At 72.0% G+C, this 18,276-nt stretch carries 20 protein-coding genes; 9 read left to right on the top strand and 11 right to left on the bottom strand.

The genetic code is table 11. The features are described from left to right. Positions 1-73: 73 nt before the first annotated feature. Genes ACWEVO_RS09215 through ACWEVO_RS09200 form a run of 4 tightly spaced genes read right to left on the bottom strand, consistent with a single transcriptional unit; the run spans position 74 to position 3,995 of the window. Complete coding sequence (locus ACWEVO_RS09215; protein ID WP_452307057.1) at positions 74-1,225, bottom strand: Gfo/Idh/MocA family protein; 1,152 nt, start codon at positions 1,223-1,225, stop codon at positions 74-76. A 25-nt stretch (positions 1,226-1,250) separates the two neighbouring features. Next, complete coding sequence (locus tag ACWEVO_RS09210; RefSeq protein WP_452307056.1) at positions 1,251-2,072, bottom strand: ABC transporter ATP-binding protein; 822 nt, start codon at positions 2,070-2,072, stop codon at positions 1,251-1,253. Positions 2,073-2,076: 4 nt separating this feature from the next. After that, positions 2,077-3,099, bottom strand: coding sequence for an ABC transporter substrate-binding protein (locus ACWEVO_RS09205; RefSeq protein ID WP_452307055.1), 1,023 nt, complete (start codon positions 3,097-3,099; stop codon positions 2,077-2,079). A 17-nt stretch (positions 3,100-3,116) separates the two neighbouring features. Beyond that, positions 3,117-3,995 carry an ABC transporter permease gene (locus ACWEVO_RS09200; protein ID WP_452307054.1) on the bottom strand — a complete coding sequence of 293 codons (879 nt, stop codon included), beginning with the start codon at positions 3,993-3,995 and terminating at the stop codon, positions 3,117-3,119. A 195-nt stretch (positions 3,996-4,190) separates the two neighbouring features. On the opposite strand from ACWEVO_RS09200, the gene ACWEVO_RS09195 reads away from it, so the two are divergent. Continuing rightward, complete coding sequence (locus ACWEVO_RS09195; protein ID WP_452307053.1) at positions 4,191-5,222, top strand: LacI family DNA-binding transcriptional regulator; 1,032 nt, start codon at positions 4,191-4,193, stop codon at positions 5,220-5,222. Beyond that, positions 5,219-6,382 (top strand): mandelate racemase/muconate lactonizing enzyme family protein, encoded by a 1,164-nt coding sequence (locus ACWEVO_RS09190; protein WP_452307052.1) that lies wholly within the window; start codon positions 5,219-5,221, stop codon positions 6,380-6,382. The genes ACWEVO_RS09195 and ACWEVO_RS09190 overlap by 4 nt, the downstream gene beginning before the upstream one ends. A 12-nt stretch (positions 6,383-6,394) precedes the next feature. On the opposite strand, the gene cpt is transcribed toward ACWEVO_RS09190, so the two are convergent. Together cpt and ACWEVO_RS09180 are read right to left on the bottom strand one after the other, a co-directional pair. Next, positions 6,395-6,928, bottom strand: coding sequence for a chloramphenicol phosphotransferase CPT (cpt, locus tag ACWEVO_RS09185; RefSeq protein ID WP_452307051.1), 534 nt, complete (start codon positions 6,926-6,928; stop codon positions 6,395-6,397). Positions 6,929-7,008: 80 nt separating this feature from the next. After that, positions 7,009-7,617, bottom strand: coding sequence for a CGNR zinc finger domain-containing protein (locus ACWEVO_RS09180; RefSeq protein ID WP_452307050.1), 609 nt, complete (start codon positions 7,615-7,617; stop codon positions 7,009-7,011). 93 nt (positions 7,618-7,710) lie between these two features. On the opposite strand from ACWEVO_RS09180, the gene ACWEVO_RS09175 reads away from it, so the two are divergent. The 4 genes from ACWEVO_RS09175 to ACWEVO_RS09160 all read left to right on the top strand — a co-directional run bounded on the left by ACWEVO_RS09175 (position 7,711) and on the right by ACWEVO_RS09160 (position 11,298). Continuing rightward, positions 7,711-8,973, top strand: coding sequence for an MFS transporter (locus ACWEVO_RS09175; RefSeq protein ID WP_452307049.1), 1,263 nt, complete (start codon positions 7,711-7,713; stop codon positions 8,971-8,973). A 52-nt stretch (positions 8,974-9,025) separates the two neighbouring features. Further along, a complete protein-coding gene (locus tag ACWEVO_RS09170; RefSeq protein ID WP_452307048.1) occupies positions 9,026-9,922 on the top strand; it encodes a bifunctional helix-turn-helix transcriptional regulator/GNAT family N-acetyltransferase in 897 nt (298 codons plus the stop codon). A 123-nt stretch (positions 9,923-10,045) separates the two neighbouring features. Beyond that, on the top strand, positions 10,046-10,579 hold the full coding sequence (locus tag ACWEVO_RS09165; protein ID WP_452307047.1) for a methyltransferase family protein: 534 nt from the start codon (positions 10,046-10,048) through the stop codon (positions 10,577-10,579). Between the two features lie 71 nt (positions 10,580-10,650). Continuing rightward, positions 10,651-11,298 carry a GNAT family N-acetyltransferase gene (locus ACWEVO_RS09160; RefSeq protein ID WP_452307046.1) on the top strand — a complete coding sequence of 216 codons (648 nt, stop codon included), beginning with the start codon at positions 10,651-10,653 and terminating at the stop codon, positions 11,296-11,298. Here the strand turns inward: ACWEVO_RS09160 and ACWEVO_RS09155 are convergent. From ACWEVO_RS09155 to ACWEVO_RS09140, 4 genes are all read right to left on the bottom strand, one after another. After that, positions 11,264-11,836 (bottom strand): TIGR03086 family metal-binding protein, encoded by a 573-nt coding sequence (locus ACWEVO_RS09155; RefSeq protein ID WP_452307045.1) that lies wholly within the window; start codon positions 11,834-11,836, stop codon positions 11,264-11,266. The genes ACWEVO_RS09160 and ACWEVO_RS09155 overlap by 35 nt on opposite strands. Continuing rightward, positions 11,823-12,305: an SRPBCC family protein gene (locus ACWEVO_RS09150; RefSeq protein ID WP_452307044.1), complete on the bottom strand. Its 483-nt coding sequence runs from the start codon at positions 12,303-12,305 to the stop codon at positions 11,823-11,825. The genes ACWEVO_RS09155 and ACWEVO_RS09150 overlap by 14 nt, the downstream gene beginning before the upstream one ends. Then, entirely contained in the window at positions 12,238-12,633 is a 396-nt protein-coding gene (locus ACWEVO_RS09145) for an ArsR/SmtB family transcription factor (protein WP_452307043.1), read from the bottom strand. The genes ACWEVO_RS09150 and ACWEVO_RS09145 overlap by 68 nt, the downstream gene beginning before the upstream one ends. Before the next feature lie 105 nt (positions 12,634-12,738). Then, the gene (locus ACWEVO_RS09140) at positions 12,739-13,983 is read right to left on the bottom strand and encodes an FAD-binding oxidoreductase (RefSeq protein WP_452307042.1); all 1,245 of its coding nucleotides are present in this window, start codon (positions 13,981-13,983) and stop codon (positions 12,739-12,741) included. Positions 13,984-14,062: 79 nt separating this feature from the next. On the opposite strand from ACWEVO_RS09140, the gene ACWEVO_RS09135 reads away from it, so the two are divergent. Then, entirely contained in the window at positions 14,063-14,422 is a 360-nt protein-coding gene (locus tag ACWEVO_RS09135; protein ID WP_452307041.1) for an STAS domain-containing protein, read from the top strand. Here ACWEVO_RS09135 and ACWEVO_RS09130 read toward each other — a convergent pair. After that, positions 14,336-15,313 (bottom strand): sigma-70 family RNA polymerase sigma factor, encoded by a 978-nt coding sequence (locus tag ACWEVO_RS09130; protein WP_452307040.1) that lies wholly within the window; start codon positions 15,311-15,313, stop codon positions 14,336-14,338. The genes ACWEVO_RS09135 and ACWEVO_RS09130 overlap by 87 nt on opposite strands. Before the next feature lie 132 nt (positions 15,314-15,445). On the opposite strand from ACWEVO_RS09130, the gene ACWEVO_RS09125 reads away from it, so the two are divergent. Next, entirely contained in the window at positions 15,446-16,267 is an 822-nt protein-coding gene (locus ACWEVO_RS09125; protein WP_452307039.1) for an alpha/beta fold hydrolase, read from the top strand. Between the two features lie 130 nt (positions 16,268-16,397). Beyond that, complete coding sequence (gene ggt / locus ACWEVO_RS09120; protein WP_452307038.1) at positions 16,398-18,206, top strand: gamma-glutamyltransferase; 1,809 nt, start codon at positions 16,398-16,400, stop codon at positions 18,204-18,206. Positions 18,207-18,276 lie beyond the last annotated feature (70 nt).

Below are 18,276 nucleotides of genomic sequence, written 5' to 3'. Positions count from 1 at the left end.
TGCCAGCCGGCCGGTTCGCGCAGGGTCAGGGTCTCGCTGCCGCCGCCGGGGGTGGGCAGGGTGATCCGGGCGGTCACCGGGTGATCTCCTCGATCTGCACCCGGCGTCCCTCCCGCGCGGACTGCAGGCCGGCCTCGGCGAGCTGTACGCCGCGCACGCCGGCCATGAAGTCCCACGGGAACGGCTCGTCGTCGACCACGTGCCGCAGGAACGCCTCCCACTGCACCTTGAACCCGTTGTCGAAGTCCTCGTTGTCGGGCACGGTCTGCCACTGGGCGCGGAAGGGCTCGGTGACCGGCAGGTCCGGGTTCCACACCGGCATCGGGGTGGCGCCGCGGTGCTGGATGCGGCATTCCCGCAGGCCGGCCACGGCGCTGCCATGGGTGCCGTCGACCTGGAACTCGACCAGCTCGTCCCGGTACACCCGCACCGCCCAGGAGGAGTTGATCTGGGCGATGATGCCGCCGGCGAGTTCGAAGATGCCGTACGCGGCGTCGTCGGCGGTGGCCGGGTAGGTCTGCCCGGTCTCGTCGACGCGCTCGGGGATGTGGGTGGCGATGTGCGCGGTCACCGCGGTGACCGGGGCGAAGATCTGCTCCAGCACGTAGTGCCAGTGCGGGAACATGTCCACGGTGATGCCGCCGCCGTCCTCGGCGCGGTAGTTCCAGCTCGGCCGCTGGGCGTCCTGCCAGTCACCCTCGAACACCCAGTAGCCGAACTCGCCGCGCACGGACAGGATCCGGCCGAAGAACCCCCCGTCGACCAGCCGCTTGAGTTTGCGCAGCCCGGGCAGGAACAGCTTGTCCTGCACCACACCGTTCTTGATGCCCTTGGCCGCGGCGAGCCGGGCCAGTTCCAGCGACCCGGTCAGCCCTTCGGCGAGCGGCTTCTCGGTGTAGACGTGCTTGCCGGCCTCGATCGCCGCGCGGATCGCCTTCTCCCGCTGCGCGGTGACCTGCGCGTCGAAGTAGATCTGGTGGGAGTCGTCGGCGAGCGCGGCGTCCAGGTCGGTGGTGTACGACGTCAGGCCGTGCCGGGCGGCGATCTCGGCGAGCTTGGCCTCGTTGCGGCCCACCAGGGTCAGCTCCGGCCAGATGACGCTGCCGTCGCGGGCCGGCAGCCCGCCCTGCTCGCGGATGGCCAGCAGGGACCGGACGAGGTGCTGGCGGTACCCCATCCGCCCGGTCACCCCGTTGAGGATGATCCCGATAGACGTGCGCTCCACAGTGTTTCCCTTCCCAGTTCCGGTGTTACTCGGCGGTCGTCGTCGCACCCAGCAGGTCCCGGATGCGTCCCGTGGCGCGCGCGAACTCCGGCTCCGACATGGTCTGGCCGTAGTCACGTTCGACCGGGAGGTCGACGTCGATGACCTCGGCGACGGTGCCGGGTCGAGGGGTCATGACGATCACCCGGTTGGCCAGGTAGACCGCCTCGGCGATGGAGTGGGTGACGAGCAGGACGGTGGTGCCGGTCTCCCGCCAGATCCGCCGCAGCTCGACGTTCATCTGCTCCCGGGTCAGCGCGTCCAGGGCCCCGAACGGCTCGTCCATGAGCAGGACCGGGGGGCGGTGCAGCAACGCGCGGCACAGGGCCACGCGCTGCTGCATCCCGCCGGAGAGCTCGTTGGGGTACGCGTCCTCGAAGCCGGTCAGCCCGGTCATCTCGATCAGCTCGTCGACGCGCTGGCGCACCTGCGCCTTCGGCAGCCGCCGCATCTCGGCCTGGAGCAGGATGTTGCGCCGGGCGGTGCGCCATTCCAGCAGCGCGGCGCGCTGGAAGACGTACCCGATGTCGCGCCGCGGCCCCCGCACGTCCTCGCCGTGCAGGCGGACCTGGCCGGACGAGGGCCGCAGCAGGCCGGACACCAGCTTCAGCAGCGTCGACTTGCCGCAGCCGGAGGCACCGACGATCGAGACGAACTCGCCCGGTTCGATCCGCAGCGAGACGTCGCGCAGCGCGGTGACGTCCTTCTTCTTGGTACGGAAGCGGACCGCGACCTGGTCGATCTCGACGGCGGCGCCGGTGGTGGTGGCGTCGTCGGGTCGCTGCGTGGTGGTGTTGCCGGCCGTCATCGGGTCATCCCTTCGGGGAGAAGCTCGCGTCCCAGTACTTCGACGGTGACTCCGCCTTGGTGATCACACCCGCGTCGGCGAAGACGGTGATGGTCTTCTGCCAGTCGGCCTCGTCGTTGACGCCGGGGGCCTGGCCCTTGGTGGCGTCGGTGTGCAGCAGTTGCAGCGTGGCGTTGAACTGGTCGGTCAGCACCTTCTCCGAGGGCAGCTGCTGGGAGGCGCCCTGCATGGCCGTGACGGCGCCGGCGGCGTCCTTCTCGGCGGCGGACCAGGCCTCGCTGCTGGCGGCGACCATCCGCTTCACCAGGTCCTGCTTGTTCTTGATGGTGTCGGACGAGGCGATCAGGCCGTTGCTGTAGAAGGTCAGGCCGTGCTCGGCGAACTTCAGGTAGGAGACCTGCTTGCCGGACTTCTCCTGCATGGTCGGGCCCTGGTCGGTGGCGAAGCCGAGCAGCGCGTCGGTCTTGCCCGACATGACCGCGGCCATCTTGCCGGCCGGGTCGGTGTTCTGCAGGGTCACGTCGGTCGGGGCGAGGCCGTTGGCCTTCAGGAACGCCGGGAAGGTCTTGCTCAGCGCGTCACCGGCGGTGGAGGCGATGGTCTTGCCCTTGAGGTCGGCGGGGGAGTTGATGTTCTTGTCGCTGAAGAACTGCACCGACGACGGGGTGGTCTGCAGGAAGACGCCGACGCTCTTGACGTCCATGCCCTGCCCGACGGCCGAGAGCAGGGCCGGGGTGTCGGCCCAGCCGAAGTCGGTCTGCCCGGCGGCGGTGGCCTGGATCGTCTTCTGCGAGCCCTGCCCGGCCTGGATGGTCAGGTCGATGCCGTGCTTGGCGAAGATGTCCTTCTTCTTGCCGTAGTAGAACGGGGCGTGCTCGCCGTAGGGGTACCAGTTGAGGGTGAGGGTGACCTTGTCCAGGCCCTGCGCGTTCTTGGCCTGCTCGCCGTCGGACGACGAGCCGCAGCCGGCGGTGACGGTCAGTATGAGCGCCGGCACGAGGGCGGCGGCGAGGGTACGCAACTTCACGGGACGGGTTCTCCTATTCAGAGCGACGTCGTAGCGGCGTCGGTACGGCGACTCGCGTGCCATGGCAGGACGAAGTACTCCAGCAGTTCCACGGCCACGAACAGGACGACGCCGAGCAGCGACATGATGAGCAGCCCGGCGAACAGCGTCGGGGTGTCGAGGTTGCCGTTGGCCTGCAGGATCACGTAGCCGAGGCCCTCGTTGGCACCGACGAACTCGCCGACCACGGCGCCGGTGACGGCCATCGTGGCGGCGACCTTGAGGCCGGCGAACAGGTGCGGCAGGGCAGCCGGGAAGCGGATCTTGGTGAAGGTCTGCCCCGGGCCCGCGCCCATGGTCGCCGACAGTTGCAGCATCTCCGGGTCGATCGACTTCAGGCCGGTGACCGTGGAGATGACGATGGGGAAGAAGGCCATCAGGACCGCGACGACGACCTTCGGGGTGAGCCCGAAGCCGAGCCACACGATGAACAGCGGCGCGATGGCGATCTTCGGGATGACCTGGGCGAACAGCAGCAGCGGGTAGAGGCTCTTCTCGACCGTCGGGGAGTACACCATGACGACGGCGGAGACGACGCCGACCACGATCGCGATCGCGAAGCCCAGGATGGTCTCGTAGGTGGTGATCCAGGTGTGGTGTGCGAAGTAGCCGGTCTGGGCGGCCACGACGTCCAGCGTCGTGCCCGGTGAGGGGACCAGGTACGGCTTGACCAGGTTCGCCGCGGTGATCGCCCACCAGACGACGACGATCGCGGCGAGGACCGCGGCGGGCCGCCAGGTGCTGCGGGCGAACCGGAGCAGGCCGGCGCCGGCCCCGGAGCGGCGGCGTGCGGCCGGCGCGGGGGTGCGGGCGGGAGCGCTCGGCTCCCGCTGCTCGATGGTGCTCTGCGCGGCCATGACCCTCCGTTCTCCTTGGCTGGCCGGGGATTCCGGGTTCTCAGCCGCTGGGTAGGCGCGTGCCGTCGGCAGGGCCGCACGACCCCGATGAGGGTGGGGAAGCGGCCCTGAATGCGCTTTCAGTAAGCGCTTTCAGGGTGCTACGGTAACCACGCCGAAATAATCCGGTCAAGAACTTCCGCAGGGAGAAAGTCCATGCAGCCACGGACCCACGTGACGCTGGAAGACGTGGCCAGAGCCGCGGAGGTCTCGCTGGCCACGGCCTCCCGAGCGCTCAACGGCATGCGGGTCACCCCGCAGCTGCGCGACCGGGTCCTGGCCGCCGCCGAGCAGCTCGCGTACACCCCCAACGCGCACGCCCGCGCCCTCGCCGGCGCCTCCCACCGCACCGTCGGCGTCATCTGCCACGACGTCAGCGACCCCTACTTCGCCGCGGTCGCGGGCGGTGTCATGCGGGTCGCCGGAGACAACGACCTGCTCGTGATGCTCGCCAGCACCTTCCGCGACCCCGAGCGGGAGATCGCCTACGTGTCGATGCTGCGCGCCGAACGGGCCCCCGCCATCCTGCTCACCGGTTCCGGCTTCGAGGACCCCCGCTGGGAGAAGGCCATGGAGGCCGAGCTCAAGCCCTACCTGGAAGGCGGCGGACGGGTCGCCGTGGTCAGCCGGCACCGCAGCCTCAAGGTCGACAGCGTGCTCCCGGAGAACCGGGCCGGCGCCGCCGCCATGGCCCGCGCCCTGCTCGACCTCGGCCACCGCCGCTTCGCCGTGCTCGCCGGCCCGCCCGCGCTGACCACCGTCGCCGACCGGCTCGGCGGCTTCCGCGACGAACTGAAGAAGGCCGGCATCCCCCTGCCGACCACCGACATCGTCGAGGCCCCCTTCACCCGCGACGGCGGCTACCGGGCCATGAGCGACCTCATCGCACGAGGGCTCACCGCCACCTGCGTGTTCGCGCTGACCGACGTGATGGCCATCGGCGCCTGCGCCGCCCTGCGCGACCACGGGCTCTCCGTGCCCGACGACGTCTCCGTCGCCGGCTTCGACGACATCCCCATCGTCCGGGATCTCACCCCACCGCTGACCACCGTCGCCCTGCCGCTGCAGCAACTCGGCGAGCAGGCGATGCAGATGGCCCTGACCGAGAACACCGGCCGGCGCCGGCGCATCGTCCGGCTCGGCGGCGAGGTGGTCGTCCGGGCCAGCACCGCGAAGGTGGGCTCGTGACCCCGGCCGCCGCCCTGTCCGGGCTGACCATCGACGCCGTCGACACGTACGCCGTCGCGCTGCCCACCGTCCGCTCGTTCGGGGTCTCCGGCGGATCGGTCGCCGTCGCCGGCACCCCCAGCATCCGCATCCTGGTGAAGGTGACCGCCGACGGGATCACCGGCTGGGGCGAGGCCACCCCCATCCCGGCCTGGACCTACGAGACCGCCGAGTCCATCGTCACCACCATCGACCGGTACCTGGCCCCGGCCATCCTCGGCCGCCCGGCCTGGGACCTCGACGGCGTCACCACCGCCTTCGACCGGGCCATCAACCGCGGCTTCACCATCGGCTCACCGCTGGCCAAGAGCGCCGTCGACGTGGCCCTGCACGACCTGCTCGGCCGGGCGCTCGGCGTCTCCGTCGGCGTGCTGTGGGGGCAGCGGCGTCGGGACGGCATCCAGTTGGGCTGGATCGTCTCCGGGCAGACGGCCACCGAGGTCGCCGACGCGGTCGCCGAGGGCAGTGAACTGGGCTACCGGGCGTTCAAGGTGAAGGTCGGCCTGCACAGCGAGGCCGAGGACGCCGCCGTGGTGCGGGCCGTCCGCGAGGCCGCTCCCGACGCCGGCCTGTGGGTGGACGCCAACCAGGGCTACACCGTCGACGGCGCGCTGCGGATGGCCCACCGGCTCGCCGACCTCGACGTCACCGCGTTCGAGCAGCCGCTACCGGCCAACGACGTCGCCGGGCAGCGTCGGCTGCGGGAGACCTGCCCGATCCCGGTCGCCCTCGACGAGAGCCTGCGGCATCCCAGCGACCTGGCCACCTTCGTGAAGCTGGGCGCCGTGGACGTGGCGATCGCCAAGGTCCAGCGCAGCGGCGGGCTGACGCTGTCGCGGCGGCTCTGCGCGTTCGCCGAGGACGCCGGGGTACGGCTGATGGGCTCCGGTCTCACCGACTCCGACCTGGGGCTGGCCGCGTCGCTGCACCTGTTCGCCGCGTACGGGATCGACACCCCGGTCGACCTCAACGGCCGGCAGTTCCTCACCTCCTCCTACGCCACCGGGGCGACCGTCGAGGTCACCGACGGCGTCGCGCAGGTGCCCACCGGGCCGGGGCTCGGCGTCGACGTGGACGAGTCGGTGGTGCGGGAACTCGCCGTCGACGTCCTCGCCCGGTAGGCGGGCCGTCGATCACCTGACATGTGCCGCGATGGCCCGCGCGCACTCCATCGACTCGACGTGCGTGGTGTCCACCTCCAGGTCGTAGGCCACGCCCTGGTGGACCAGCTCCGCCTGGGACGCGGCCATCCCGACGGTCCGGTCGCCGCGGGCGACCTCACGGCCCGCGGTGACCGCGGGATCACACCGGACGCCCACCCACAGCACCCGCAGGCCGTTCAGCGCCTTCTGCCATCGCCGCTGCGAGTCCGCGGCACCGAGGAAGACCTCGTCGACGATGACCCGGGCACCGGCCCGGGCCATCGCGGCGACCCCCTCGATCCAGGCCGCCTCCAGCGTCCGGAACTGGGGCCCGACGCTCACCTGCCCGCCCGGCGCGAACTCGATCCCGCCGTCGGACGCCTGCATGGAGGCCGGCATCGCGTCGACGAGGGTGTCGGTGCCGAGGGCCAGCCACGGATCCGGCAGGACGGCCTGCAGGCACCGGACGATGCCCGACTTGCCGGAACTGGAACCCCCGTTGAGCACGATCACCTGAGTCGTCACCGGGCAACCGTAGCGGCACGCAGCGAAGCCCTGATTGAAGTGCGGGGTGACGGACCGCCGCTGGGCGGGCATGCGGTGGGTCAGGGCTGGTGGCTCTTCGCCTTCTGTCGGGCGTAGTAGGCGCGGGCGCGGTTGCGGTCGCCGCAGTCCCTGGTGTTGCACCAGCGGCGGTTCCGCCGCGGTGAGGTGTCGAGGTAAACCCAGCCGCACTTGGTGTCTGCGCACTGGTGAAGACGGTCGAGGTCGTCGCGCTGGGTGAGCGCCACGAGCCCGCGGACGATGCGGTGGCGGGGCAGCCGGAGGTCGGTTTCCCGGTCCCGCCACTGCCAGCGGTCGCCCGCGCGGACCAGGTCGGCCGCGGCGATCGCCGCCCGGTACATGCCCGCGAGGTCCGCGGCGGCCGTCGCGTCATCCTCGAACAGAGCCGCGTAGGCCCGCTCGCGCGCGTCGATGACCTGTTGCCGTTCCCGCTCGGCCCGGGCCTCGTCCCGACCGGCGAGGTCGCGTAGGGCCGCCGCTTCGTCTTCGCTGACCAGGTCCGACTCGGCGCACCAGTCGACGACGTCGGAGAAGGTGTTCAGCTTCTCGGTGCGTTCGCACCCGCCGAGGCGCCAGTCGACGGTGTTCACCAGGTCGAGCATGCGGTCGCCCGCGATGTGGCCGAACCTCACCACCAGCTCCTCTCTCATGGCTAAAAGCATTGTTGCATGTGAGACGCCTCCACTGGCATGCTCACACCCAACCGGCCGATCACCCATGAGAACGCCGTGAGGAGACCGATCATGCCTGCCGCCGCCCCACGCGGGTCGTTCACTGTCCTGTGGGCGTCCCAAGCGTCCTCGAACCTCGCGGACGGGCTGCTGCAGGCCGCCGCCCCGCTGCTCGTCGCCACGCTCACCCGTGACCCGCTCGTGGTGGCCGGCATGACAGTGGTGCAGTTCCTGCCCTGGCTGATCGCCACCCTCCCCGCCGGCGCGATGGCCGACCGCCTGGACCGGCGCCGGATCCTCACCGCCGGCAACTGGCTGCGCGCGGTCGGGTTCGCGTTGCTCGCCGTGTCCCTGACCAGCGGGTGGCGCCACGTCGCACTGCTGTACGCCGCGGTGTTCCTCGCCGGTTGCGCCGAGACCATGGTCGACAACGCCGCGCTGACCATCCCGCCCCGTCTCCTGCCCCGCGAGCAGCTCGAGCGCGCCAACGGCCGGTTGTTCGCGACCCAGTCGGTCATCAACACCTTCATCGGTCCGCCGGCCGGGGCGGCGCTGTTCGCGCTGGCGGCGTCAGCGGCCTTCTACACCGGCGCGGCCGCGTTCGCCCTCGCCGGCCTGGCCGCCCTACTGCTGCCCGCATTGCGCCCCACCGGCGGGGAGCAGCAGCGCCGCCGCTCCACCCCGACCAGCATCGGCCAGGACATCCGCTCCGGATGGGCCCACTTCTGGCGCCACGACCTGCTGCGCCGCGTCGCGTTCATCTCCGCGGCCATCAACTTCTTCGGCTCGGCCACCGGCGGCCTGCTCGTACTGCTGATCACCGGCCCGTACCACCTGCCCGCGTCGCGCTACGGCCTGTTCGTCGCCGTTCCCGCCGCCGGCGCGATCGCCGGCTCACTGCTCGCCCAACACGTCGTGCCCCGCATCGGCGGCGGCCCCATCACCTGGCTCGCCGCCCTCGCCCCGGCAGCCAGCTACGCCATCCTCGGCCTGGGTCACCACACGACCCTCGCCCTCGCCGGCCTGTTCTGCGCCGCCATCGCCACCTCGCTGAACCAGATCGTCGTCAGCACCCTGCGCCAAGCGGCGGTCCCCGACGAACTCCTCGGCCGCGTCACCGCCGCCTACCGCCTGGTCGTCCTGGGCGTCGTCCCCCTCGGCGCCCTCGCCGGCGGCCTGCTCGGACGCGGCCTGGGGATCCGCGCACCCTTCGTCGCCGCAGCCGTGGGCCTCGTGCTCGCCGCGCTCCTGCTCGCCTCTCGGGTCACCACCCAAGCGCTCCGTGACGCCGAAGCAACCCAGTCGCCCCGCAGAGAGGTCCAGCCAGCGCACTGAGTTCCGCTCATCGGCTGGCGCGCCGCTGGAATGCCTGACTAAAGTCAGGTATATGATTTCGGAGTTCATCGCGACCGTCCGGCGGTTCAACCGCACCGTCACCCAACGGGTCGGCGCGCTCGACGACCAGTACATGTCCCGCGACCGGCCGCTCGCCCAGGCCCGACTGCTGTGGGAGATCGGCCCCGACGGCGCCGAGGTCGCCGCGCTGCGGGCGCGACTCGGCCTGGACTCGGGGCACCTCAGCCGCCTCCTGCGCACCCTGGAGGCCGACGGGCTCGTCACGGTCAGCCCCGCCGACCAGGCCGGCGGCGACGGGCGGGTACGCGTCGCCACGCTCACCGGGGCCGGCCGGGCGGAGTGGACCGAGCTGGACAAGCGCTCCGACGACCTCGCCCGGTCCATCCTCGCGCCACTGAGCGACCACCGCCGCGAGCGTCTCGTCGCGGCGATGGCCGAGGTGCAACGGCTACTGGTCAGCTCGATGGTGGCCATCGAACCCTGTCCGCCGGTAGATCCCCGCGCCCGCGCCTGCGTACGCGCCTACGCCCGGGAGATCGCCCAGCGGTTCGACGACGGGTTCGACCCGGCGCTGAGCAACCCCGTCCGCGACGACGAACTCGTCGCGCCCGCCGGCCTGTTCCTGCTCGCGACCCTCAACGGCGAACCGGTCGGCTGCGGGGCGATCAAGCTGCACCGCGACGCGCCCGCGGAGATCAAACGGGTCTGGGTCGCCGACAGCGTCCGCGGCCTCGGCGTCGGGCGGCGGCTGCTGGAGCAGTTGGAACGGCACGCCGCCGAGCAGGGCTGGACCGCCGTCCGGCTGGACACCAACCGCAACCTCACCGAGGCGATCGCCATGTACCGGGCGGCCGGCTACGAGGAGATCGCCCCGTACAACAGCGAACGCTACGCGGACCACTGGTTCGAGAAGCGCCTCGCCGGGTGATGTGGCCCTTCGCGTGCGGCCGCTGTCGCCGGGCGCATGGCGGCCACCGCGGGAGCAGGCGACAATCCTCGTGTGCTCGCGCCGTCTGGGGAACACTCGGCCTGGGCTCGCATCGTCCTGGACGTGAGCGTCGGCGCCTTCGCTGTGGGCGAGATTTCGCAGGCGCTGCGCGTACGACGCGGCGCGGCCCCGGCAAATCTGCGCGCGGAGGTGCTGTTCCGGGCGATGTTCTTCGGTGCGATCCTGCTGCTACCGGCCGGGCCGGCTGTCACCCCCGGCGCCACGATCGGCGGCCCGTGGCTGTTCGCGCTCGGCGCCGTGGTCGGGTGGCTCGGCCTGGTGCTGCGTTGGTGGTCCTTCGTGGCCCTGGGGAAGTACTTCACCGTCGTGGTGAGGACCAGCGCAGACCAGCCCGTCGTGGACAGCGGTCCGTACCGGGTGCTGCGGCACCCGAGTTACACAGGCCTGCTGCTTGCCTTCGCCGGGTTCGGCCTGATGGTGGGGAACTGGGTCAGCGCTGCCGCCGCCGTGGTCGTGATCTCGATCGCGCTCAGCTATCGACTTCGGATCGAGGAACGCGCCCTGATCGCCGAGCTTGGCGACCGCTACCGAGACTTTGCCGCGGGCCGTGCGCGCCTCATTCCCTACGTCTGGTGACATCGTTGCCAACGCCGTCGCTGCCTCGCCGCCGGATACGATCCCGGGCACGCACGGCGAGAGGAGACCCGATGAAGGTCGAACCCGTCGAACTGCACGGGAAGCTGGTGCGCCTGGAACCGCTGGCCGGCGCACACGCCTCAGACCTGTACCACTCCAGCCGCGATCCGGAGGTGTGGAGGTACAAGCCGGTGGCAGCTCCAGGCTCGGTCGCCCAGATGGCCCAGCTCATCGCGGATACTCTGGCGGAGCAGCACGCGGGCCGATGCCAGCCCTTCGCCGTCGTCGAGCGTGGATCCGGGCGCGCTGTCGGCGAAACCCGCTACCACAACTTCACGCCGGCGGACCACGGGCTGGAGATCGGCTGGACCTGGCTGGCCCCCCGCGTGCAGCGCACCGGTGTCAACACCGAATGCAAGTTCCTGCTCCTGCGCCACGCATTCGAACGGTTGGGCGCGGCCCGCGTCCAGTTCCGCACCCACCACCTGAACACCACCTCCCAGCGAGCGCTGGAACGCCTGGGCGCGGTCCGCGAAGGCGTGCTGCGGCGTCACATGCTGATGCCGGACGGCTCATGGCGCGACTCGGTGTACTTCAGCATCATCGAAACCGAGTGGCCCGCTGTCCGGGTGCACCTCGAACAGCTCATGCAACACCATGAGGCTGGAACGACCGGTGGGCGGATCACCGGTGCGACCAGAACGGATCCCGGCCGATGAAACCCAGCAGTCTGGTCTGGGCGTCCGCCCCGTCGGGCACGTCGACGCGGCTGCCGAACTGGCCGGAGGAGCGGATGACCTCCTCCATCTGCTGCATCCCGCCGAGGAGTTGCGCGCAGAAGGCGGCGTCCAGCCGGTCGTCCTGGCCGGTGGCCCGGGCCAGATCCCAGGTGTGCATGAACACGTCGCTGGTGTAGAACTGGTCGATCGCGGCCGCCAGCGGCAGGCTGCCGGTGTGCTCGTTGGTGAATTCCCGCTGTGCCGTCTCCGGATCGTCCAGCACCGCCTGCACGCCGTCGCAGTGCACCTGCCACGCGGCGACCGGGTCCTCGTCCACCGACGGGCCCTGCGGTAGGGCGATGCCGGCGCCGGCAGCGAGAAATCCGGGGAGCCACTCGGTCAGGTGCCGTACGACGTCCCGGGCGGTCCAGCCGGCCACCGGGGCTGGCGCGTCCCACGTCGCGGTGGCGCGGACCCGGTCGGTGAACCGCCCGGCGACCTGCCGGTGCCGTTCGGCGGGGCGGTCAGACAGCGCCATCGGCGAGCATCCTGTCCAGCTTCGCGTACCCCTCGTCGACGCCGACCTCCATGCCGCTACGCAGCCAGGCGTCGCGGCTTTCGAGGCTGTCGACCAGTGACTGGGTCCGCAGTCGCGTACGACCGTCGCCCAGGTCCTCGAACCACAGGGTCTCCAGGGCCACCGCGTCGGGATCGCCGTCGAAGGCGAAGGTCTGCACGATCCGGTCCGGCCGCACGTCGTGGAAGCAGCCGTGGAAGCCGTACTCCGCGCCGTCGTGCACCGAGACGTACCGCCAGCTGCCGCCGGTCGAGGCGTCCCACCGCTCGATGCGGGTGTTCATGGAGTCGGGGCCGACCCACCTGGCGAACAGCTCGGGATCGGTGTGGGCGCGGAACAGCTGCTCGGGTGTCGCCGCGAAGTCACGAGTCATCCGGATGACCGGCAGCTTCGGGTCCGCTTCGATCTGTGTCTGGGTGGTCTTGTCCATGGTCGTCTCCCTTCATCTCGGCCAGGACGGCGTCGAGGCGGCGGTAGCGCTGCTCGACGCGGTCCCGGTGGCGCTCGATCCAGGTGTCCATCAGGTTCAGGGCGGCAAGCTCCAGGCGTACCGGCCGGGGCTGCGGTCCGCGCGGCCGGCTGACCAGCCCAGCGTCCTCGAGAACCCGCAGGTGCTTGTAGATGGCCTGCAGCGTGATCCCGTACGGCTCGGCCAGCTGGCTCACGGTCGCGTCGCCCTCGGAGAGTCGGGCGACCATGTCCCGCCGGGTCGGGTCCGCGAGGGCGGCGAAGACTCGGGACAGCCCGTCCGTGGTCATCTCTCACCCCAGTTTCAACTCGATGGTTGAAAGTAGCGTAAGCCCCGGCCGGGCGGCTCGTCAACCGTTTGGTTGAAAGTCCTGCTTGAGATGGCGGGACGAGCCCTAGGCGGACGCCGTCACCGCGGCCGGCGGCACGGCAAGGCCGGCGCCGAATAGGTTCTCCGGGTCGTAGGCCGCCCTGATCCGGCGCAGCGCCGCCCAGCTCGCCGCCGTGAACGCCGAGGCGGTCCGGGACGGGTCGCGCAAGAAGTTGAGGAAGGCGCTGCCGAGGCCGCACCGGTCGAGCGCCGCCGTGGTACGCGACGACGGTTGCGCGTCGAGGATGACCGACAGCGGCGCGTCCCGGTGCGCGGCGGCACCGGTGCCGCGGGCGATGTGGCCGCCCCAGTGGCGGATCTCGACCGTGGCGTCCGGCTCGTCGACCAGTGCGGCGACGAGGTCGTCGTCGAGCGTGCGGACCTGGTCGAAGGTGTGGGCGAAGGTACCGCCCATGGCGGCATCGGCGTAGTCGACGACCCGCATCCCGTCGGCGACGACGGGTCCGGCCAGCTGCCACAGCGGCTCCAGCAGCGCGCGCCCGTCGTCGGGATCACCGGTGTACATGGCCTTGACCACCAGCGCGTCGGAGGTGAGCAGCAGCGCCGTGCTCAGGGTGTCGGGCACCCGGTCGATCCACCGCCGGTAGTAGGCGAGGGTCTCGGCGGCCCGCTCGCGGCCGAAGGTGACCGCGCCGGCGTACACCCGGGAGACCGGGTAGAGGCGGAACTCCAGCGCGGTGACCACCCCGTAGGAGCCTCCGCCGCCGCGCAGCGCCCAGAACAGGTCCGGGTTGTGGTCGGCGTCGGCCGTCACCAGCCGGCCGTCGGCGGTGACGACCTGCGCGCGCAGCACGCTGTCCGCGGCCAAACCGTGCCGGCGGGCCAGCCAGCCCAGCCCGCCGCCCAGCGTGTAGCCGGTCACGCCCACGTCGGGGGAGGAGCCGGACAGCCCGGCGAGCCCGAACGGCGCGGACGCCCTCAGCACGTCGCCCCAGCGGGCGCCGGGACCGACGCGGGCGACCCGGCGGTCCGGGTCGACCAGGACCGAGGCCATCGCGCCGGTGTGCAGCAGCAGCGCGCCGTCGTGCGCCACGTGGGTTCCGTGGCCGGTGGCCTGAACGGCGAAGGGCAGGTCGTGGTGGCGCGCGGCCAGCACCGCCTGGCGTACGTCGGTCGCGTCGGCGGCCCGGACCACGACGGCGGGGCGCGGATCGAGCGCCGGGTTGAGGGGCCTGCGGTGGTCGTCGTAGCCGTCGTCGCCGGGCAGGAAGATCGGGCCGCTGGTACGCAGTGTCTGTCGAATGGTCATGCCGGTCAGACCAGGGGGCGGGAGCGGACTCATCGGCTCAGGTGCGATGAGTTCCGGGCGGCCCGCTGGTCCTACCCAGGTGGCGGCTCCCGGGATCTCCTTCGCGGTCGGCGCGGCGGTGGCCCGCGCGGACATCCCCGTCCTCTGCGCCGACCTCGCCGACCTGCTGCGCGGCCGCGTCCCGGGGATCGTCGACTGCGACGTGGCGGCCGTGGCGTCCCCGGACGTGGTGACGGTGGAGGCGCTGGCCCGGCTGCGGTTGACCGCCCGGCGGCACGGCTGGCAACTGATCGTCCGGGGAGCCGGCCCCGGCCTGCTGCAGCTGGTGGGCCTGCTCGGCCTGGCCGACGCGTTAGGCGAGGCGGGCGGGCAGCCCGAACATCGGGAAGAGGCGGGCGGTGTCCAGGAAGCTGGTGATCGTGGCGATCCGTCCGGCTGACAGCCCCAGCACGATCAGCGCCCACGGGTCGTGTCCTGCGCCGGTGTTGCTGGGCCGGTACTGCCCGAACGCGGGCATGCCGTTGGCCACCACCGGCACCAGGCGGGACCCGCGGCACCCGATGCCGGTGCCGGTCATCCAGGCCCGGATGTCGTCGGGGCCGCGCAGCCACAGCGGCACCGGCGGCATCGACAGGGTCACGTCCTCGTGCAGCAGCGTGGTCAGCGCCGCCAGGTCGTACGCCTCGAACGCCCGCACGTAGCGGGCGAGCAGCGCCTTCTGCTCGTCGTCCATCGGCTTGTACACGTCGGCCGTGGTGTCGGCGGCCGCGAGGGTGGCCCGGGCCCGCTGCAGGGCGCTGTTGACGCTGGCGACCGAGGTGTCGAGCAGTTCGGCGACCTCCTGCGCAGACCAGGCCAGCACCTCGCGCAGGATAAGCACGGCCCGCTGCCGCGCCGGCAGGTGCTGCAGCGCGGAGATGAACGCCAGCCGCACCGATTCGCGGGCGGTGACCACGTCGGCCGGGTCGCTGTTCTCCGGCAGGATCCGGCTGTCCGGCGCCGGGCCGACCCAGATCTCGTCGGGGTGCGGCTCGCCCGGGTGGGTGGCGTGCCCGGAGCCGGCCGGGCCGAGATCCATCGGCAGGATCCGCCGTTGGGCGCTGCCCAGCATGGTCAGGCACACGTTGGTGGCGATCCGGTAGAGCCAGGACCGCAGCGCGGCCCGCCCCTCGAACCGGTCGAAGCCGCGCCAGGCCCGCACGAGGGTCTCCTGGACGGCGTCTTCGGCCTCGAAGACGGACCCCAGCATCCGGTAGCAGTAGCCGGTCAGCTCCGACCGGTACTCCTCCAGCTGGGACTCAACGGACGCGCTGGTCGCCACCTCACTCACCCGAACCACGGTAGCCCAGCTTCCGCCGCCCGGTGAGCCCCGCGAAAGTCGCCGCCCCGGCACCGATGAATCTGCCGGGGTCGGCTGGTCGAAACGGGCGTCAGGTCAACCCGACGACACGAGGAGCACATCATGACCGCGACGCAGCAGCAGACCGGCGCCGGGCAGTACGCCGAGGTCAACGGCATCAACCTCTACTACGAGACCCACGGGGAGGGGCACCCGCTGATCCTGCTGCACGGAGGTCTCGCTTCCGGGGAGATGTTCGGGCCGATCCTGCCCACCCTGGCCGACCACCACCAGGTCATCCTGGTCGACCTGCAGGGCCACGGCCGCACCGCCGACATCGACCGTCCGCTGGACATCCCCCTGATGGCCGACGACATCGCCGCCCTCATCGAGCACCTCGAGCTGCGCAAGCCGGACGTCGTCGGCTTCTCCCTCGGCGGCGGGGTCGGGCTCCAGCTGGCGATCCGGCACCCGCACCTGGTGGGCCGGCTGGTCTCGGCGTCGGCGCACATCCGCCGCGACGCCGTCTACCCGGAGATGCTCCAACAGCAGGGTCAGGTCGGCGCGGCCGCCGCCGAGTTCATGAAGGACACCCCGATGTACGAGCTCTACCAGCGGGTCGCCCCGCGCCCGGAGGACTTCCCGCGGCTGCTGGACAAGATCGGCGCGGCGATGGCGAAGGACTTCGACTTCACCGAGGAGGTCCGCGGCCTGCAGGTACCGACGCTGATCATGGCCGCCGACGCCGACATGGCCCCGCCGAGCCACTACGTCGAGGTGTTCAAACTGCTCGACGGCGGGCTGCGCGACGGCGGCTGGATGGGCGAGAACCGGCCCAAGGGCGGGCACGCGCTGGCCATCCTGCCCGGACTGACCCACTACGACATCGCCGACTCGCCGCTGTTCGCCGCAGCCGCGCTCGCCTTCCTCGACAAGCAGGACTGAACCCTCGCCGCGCCCCGGCGGGCCCGCGCCGCCGGGGCGGCGGGGGCTCCCCGGCCAGCTCGCCGGGGTTGCCCGCTGCCGGCCGGCAGGGTAGGCACAAGGTTCAGCCATGTCGATTCGAGGAGGCCCGATGAGACCTCGCGCCCTCGTCACCGCGACCATCGCCCTGGCCACGCTCGTGGCCGGGACCGCGTTCCCCGCACAGGCGAAGCCGGCCGACCCACCCAAGGAACCGGTCGCCGTCGGCTACGGCGGCGCCGTCTCCACCGTCGACGCCACCGCCACCGCCGTCGGCCTGGACGTGCTGCGCCACGGCGGCAACGCGGTCGACGCGGCGGTCGCCGCCGCCGCGACGCTCGGCGTCACCGAGCCCTTCTCCGCCGGCATCGGCGGCGGCGGCTTCCTCGTCTACTACGACGCCAAGAGCCGGCGGGTGCACACCATCGACGGCCGCGAGGCCGGACCAGCATCGATGAACGAGAACACCTTCATCGACCCGGCCACCGGCCAGCCCTACCGGTTCGACGAGGCGCGGATCAGCGGCCTGTCCGTCGGCGTACCCGGCACCCTCGCGACCTGGCAGGACGCGCTGGACCGGTGGGGCAGCCGCTCGCTGGCGCAACTGCTCACTCCCGCCGCGCGGGTCGCCGACAACGGCTTCCCCGTCGACGCGACCTTCGCCGACCAGATCGCCGGGAACCGGGCCGCGTTCGGCCAGTTCGGCTCGACCAGCGCCCTGTACCTGCCCGGCGGGAATCCGCCGGCGGTCGGCAGCACCTTCCGCAACCCGGACCTCGCGCAGACGTACCGGCTGATCGCCAAGCGCGGCACCGACGTCTTCTACCGCGGCGAGGTCGGCCAGGACGTGGCCGCCACCGTGCAGCACCCGCCGCTGGCGGCGCAGCCGGTCGCCTCCTGGCCGTACCCCATCCGGCCGGCCGGCATGACCGCCGCCGACCTCGCCGCCTACCGCACCCGCAGCCCCGAGCCGACCCGATCGGACTACCGCGGCCTGCAGGTGTACGGCATGGCCACCCCGTCCAGCGGCGGCACCGCCGTGGGGGAGGCCCTCAACATCCTCGAACGGTTCGACCTGCGATCGATGACCGCGACCCAGGCGATCCACCGCTACCTGGAGGCCAGCGCCCTCGCGTTCGCCGACCGCAACCGGTACGTCGGCGACCACACCCCGCCTAGCCTGCTGCGCGAACTGCTCACCGACGCGTACGCCGCCGAACGGGCCTGCCTCATCGACCCGTCCGCGGCGCTGCCGAAGCCGATCGCGCCCGGCGTCCCCGACGGCGCCTACGGCGGCTGCGCGGCCGCTCCGGCCGCCGACGTCCGCGACGACCGCACCGGCACCACCAACCTCACCGTGGCCGACCGGTGGGGCAACGTCGTCGAGTACACGCTCACCATCGAGGCGACCGGCGGCAACGGCATGGTCGTGCCCGGCCGGGGCTTCCTGCTCAACAACGAACTGACCGACTTCAACTTCGCGCCCACCCAGGGCAGCGCGCCCGACCCGAACCTCCCCGGGCCGGGCAAGCGCCCCCGCAGTTCCATGTCGCCCACGATCGTGCTGGCCGACGGCCGGCCGTACCTGGCGCTCGGCTCGCCCGGCGGCGCGACGATCATCACCACCGTCCTGCAGACCCTGATCAACCGGATCGACCTGGGGATGACCCTGCCGCAGGCCCTCGCCGCGCCGCGGGCGTCGCAGCGCAACGGCACCAGCACCCAGGCGGAGCCGGCCTTCATCACCGGGTACGCCGCCGGCCTCCCACCGGGTCACACGTTCTCGCCGACCGCGGAGATCGGCGCGGCCACCGGGATCGAGTTCCTGCCGGACGGCCGGCTGGTCGCCGCGGCCGAGCCGGTACGCCGGGGCGGCGGCGCCGCAGCCGTGGTCGGCCGCTGGGGGCACGCCCCGGCCTGAACCCGAACGAGGGGGCCGGAACACACCGGCACCCGCGGTGCGTTCCACGGGCGGTGTCCGGCGAACCCAC

The sequence above is a fragment of the Micromonospora sp. NPDC003776 genome, assembly GCF_053605645.1.
This window is presented reverse-complemented; position numbering and strand designations above follow the sequence as displayed.

What these genes read in the sequence shown, in the direction of transcription:
- ACWEVO_RS09150 (WP_452307044.1), bottom strand. Translation starts at nt 12,305, where the DNA reads ATGGACAAGACCACCCAGACACAGATCGAAGCGGACCCGAAGCTGCCG.
- ACWEVO_RS09175 (WP_452307049.1), top strand. Translation starts at nt 7,711, where the DNA reads ATGCCTGCCGCCGCCCCACGCGGGTCGTTCACTGTCCTGTGGGCGTCC.
- ACWEVO_RS09145 (WP_452307043.1), bottom strand. Translation starts at nt 12,633, where the DNA reads ATGACCACGGACGGGCTGTCCCGAGTCTTCGCCGCCCTCGCGGACCCG.
- ACWEVO_RS09170 (WP_452307048.1), top strand. Translation starts at nt 9,026, where the DNA reads ATGATTTCGGAGTTCATCGCGACCGTCCGGCGGTTCAACCGCACCGTC.
- ACWEVO_RS09180 (WP_452307050.1), bottom strand. Translation starts at nt 7,617, where the DNA reads ATGAGAGAGGAGCTGGTGGTGAGGTTCGGCCACATCGCGGGCGACCGC.
- ACWEVO_RS09195 (WP_452307053.1), top strand. Translation starts at nt 4,191, where the DNA reads ATGCAGCCACGGACCCACGTGACGCTGGAAGACGTGGCCAGAGCCGCG.
- ACWEVO_RS09160 (WP_452307046.1), top strand. Translation starts at nt 10,651, where the DNA reads ATGAAGGTCGAACCCGTCGAACTGCACGGGAAGCTGGTGCGCCTGGAA.
- ACWEVO_RS09125 (WP_452307039.1), top strand. Translation starts at nt 15,446, where the DNA reads ATGACCGCGACGCAGCAGCAGACCGGCGCCGGGCAGTACGCCGAGGTC.
- ACWEVO_RS09210 (WP_452307056.1), bottom strand. Translation starts at nt 2,072, where the DNA reads ATGACGGCCGGCAACACCACCACGCAGCGACCCGACGACGCCACCACC.
- ggt (WP_452307038.1), top strand. Translation starts at nt 16,398, where the DNA reads ATGAGACCTCGCGCCCTCGTCACCGCGACCATCGCCCTGGCCACGCTC.
- ACWEVO_RS09140 (WP_452307042.1), bottom strand. Translation starts at nt 13,983, where the DNA reads ATGACCATTCGACAGACACTGCGTACCAGCGGCCCGATCTTCCTGCCC.
- ACWEVO_RS09200 (WP_452307054.1), bottom strand. Translation starts at nt 3,995, where the DNA reads ATGGCCGCGCAGAGCACCATCGAGCAGCGGGAGCCGAGCGCTCCCGCC.
- ACWEVO_RS09155 (WP_452307045.1), bottom strand. Translation starts at nt 11,836, where the DNA reads ATGGCGCTGTCTGACCGCCCCGCCGAACGGCACCGGCAGGTCGCCGGG.